The organism is Endobacter medicaginis (assembly GCF_014192375.1).
Lineage (GTDB): Bacteria > Pseudomonadota > Alphaproteobacteria > Acetobacterales > Acetobacteraceae > Endobacter > Endobacter medicaginis.
The window spans coordinates 1-1,578 of the sequence record NZ_JACHXV010000056.1 but is presented as its reverse complement, the minus strand read 5'-3'; the positions used below and the strand labels follow the sequence as shown (position 1 = coordinate 1,578).

General features: G+C 64.1%; 3 protein-coding genes and 1 pseudogene. 2 read left to right on the top strand and 2 right to left on the bottom strand.

Annotated elements, in window-relative coordinates:
• A pseudogene (locus FHR90_RS17140) lies at window positions 1-329 on the top strand (DNA cytosine methyltransferase); the annotation flags it as partial.
• A 55-nt stretch (window positions 330-384) separates the two neighbouring features.
• Window positions 385-663, top strand: coding sequence for a DUF5983 family protein (locus FHR90_RS17135; protein ID WP_456305523.1), 279 nt, complete (start codon window positions 385-387; stop codon window positions 661-663).
• A gap of 19 nt (window positions 664-682) precedes the next feature.
• On the opposite strand, the gene FHR90_RS17130 is transcribed toward FHR90_RS17135, so the two are convergent.
• Complete coding sequence (locus tag FHR90_RS17130; RefSeq protein ID WP_176621761.1) at window positions 683-1,135, bottom strand: MucR family transcriptional regulator; 453 nt, start codon at window positions 1,133-1,135, stop codon at window positions 683-685.
• Between the two features lie 226 nt (window positions 1,136-1,361).
• Window positions 1,362-1,578, bottom strand: a 217-nt coding sequence (locus FHR90_RS17125; RefSeq protein WP_221188303.1) for a hypothetical protein, incomplete at its 5' end; no start/stop codon positions are given.

Here is a 1,578-nt window from a genome sequence, read left to right as displayed (position 1 = left end):
CGGCAGCCACCGACAAGCTGGTCGCCGTGATCCGGGCCGAGGACGGGACCTGGCACCGGCCGTTCACCACCGCCGAACTCGCCGCCCTGCAGTCTCTGTTCGATCCGGAGGAACGGGCCGAGCTCGACGGGTTGAGCGATTCCGCATGGCGTGAGCGGATCGGCAACGCGGTGCCTCCCGCCGCCGCCCAGGCGATCGCCGAGACGATGGGGCGTACCCTGTTGGCCGCCTGGAGCGGAGAAAGCTTCATGCTCAACGCCGCGCCGATCTGGGTACAACCGATCGCCGTCGCCGCGAGCGTCGACGTGCCAGTTCTTCAGCTCAGATGATCGACGCGCGAGCCCCCATCACGAAAATTCCGAAACATCACGAAAGAGCGGCACCATAGGCACTGTCCGTCGATTCCTCGATCTCAGCACCGCGCACCTTTGTCCTGCCACCCGCGCGCTCCTCGAGCAGCGGCCAGATCTGGTCTCGATGAGCGGTCGTTTCGGCTGGCTCATGCACGTGCCCGAAGATGCCGACGGCTGCGAGGATCTCGCCGCCTGCGCCGAACTGCGACCGGTATACGCACTCGCGAGAAGTAAGGGGTGTGACTTCGTACTGTTCGACGCCGACGCCGTGGCGGACGATCGTCTCGAGCTCTTCGACGATGACCCGTGAGGGCGCGGCTGCGCCAGGATCAGGTCCGTTTGGCGCGGCGTCGTTTAACGATCGGTGCCGGCACGGTAGCGGGCGTTCGCCGACCCAATCCGATGCTTTTCGCCAAGGCGCTACGTCGCTCCGCGTAGCTCGGCGCCACCATCGGATAATCGGACGGCAGGCCCCATTTGGCACGGTATTGGGCGGGCGTCAGATCGTAGGCGTTCGCAAGATGACGCTTGAGCATCTTGAGCTTTTTGCCGTCCTCCAGGCAGACGAGATAGTCGGGATGCACGCTCTTCTTGACAGGAACAGCGGGTGCCAGCGGAGGCGGCCCCTCGATCACGGGCTGGCCCTGACCAACCAAGCTGCCGTGGACAGCGGCGATGAGCGTTGGGACCTCGGCAGGCTCGATCGCGTTATGCTTCAAATACGCTGAGACAATGTCCGCAGTCAGCGTGGCAAACGTCTTCATGTCGGTTGCTGCGGTCATACTTAGAATTTCCCAGATGAGAATTGGTAATTCCCAATACCGCGGAACCTCCGAGAAGACACCCCCCCTGCAGTCCCTCGGAGCAGATTAGCGGAGCAGAATGCCGATCACGCGTAACCGACCTGCAACGACCCCCTTAAGCAACGCCCCGCACGCTACCGGGCCAGGCACCTCCCAGACCACCGACTCCGGCAACGCGCAGGTGAGAAGCGCAAGAGACGGACGCTCACGACAGGAAAATCCGCTGCCGTGACGCGCGCGGCGCTGCAAGGGTGAAGGCCTGAAGGCCCGCGCGTTCCGCGCGCCCTTGCCCCGCCGCGCGCCTCCCGGCCGACGCGTCGACATTCAAAGGGAGAATGTCGATGACGACAGACGAAATCGAAGTGGCGATCGCCACACAGGACATCACCGAAAACGCGTGCGTGGCGACACCCACGCTGCAA